Here is a 285-nt window from a genome sequence, read left to right as displayed (position 1 = left end):
ACGGTGAGGTGTTGGCAGACGAGTCCGACCAGCGCCCACCGCAGCGCGGTCCGGGACAGCTTCGCTCGGGGCTCGGCGGCACGGGTGGTGTCTTGCCGCCAGACGTGCCCGCAGCCGGTGCACTTGTAGCGGCGGACCGTGAGCAACAGCGTGGTCGGCCGCCACCCCAGCGGTTCGTGGGCCAGCTCCCTGGTGACGGTGTCCCGCGCCCTCCCCTCGCAGCCGCAGCGCCGGCGCCAGCGCGTCGCATCGTCCTCTTCGACGCGGCACAGGAGCACCGCGCGG

General features: G+C 74.0%; 1 pseudogene. It reads right to left on the bottom strand.

From position 1 onward, the window contains the following. Positions 1-285 (bottom strand): annotated as a pseudogene (locus BB427_RS23880) (transposase family protein); the annotation flags it as partial.

The sequence above is a fragment of the Pseudoalteromonas sp. BMB genome (assembly GCF_001709235.1).
Taxonomy (GTDB): domain Bacteria; phylum Pseudomonadota; class Gammaproteobacteria; order Enterobacterales; family Alteromonadaceae; genus Pseudoalteromonas; species Pseudoalteromonas maricaloris.
The sequence above is the reverse complement of the archived record's forward strand: the minus strand, read 5'-3'. Positions and strand labels throughout refer to the sequence as shown.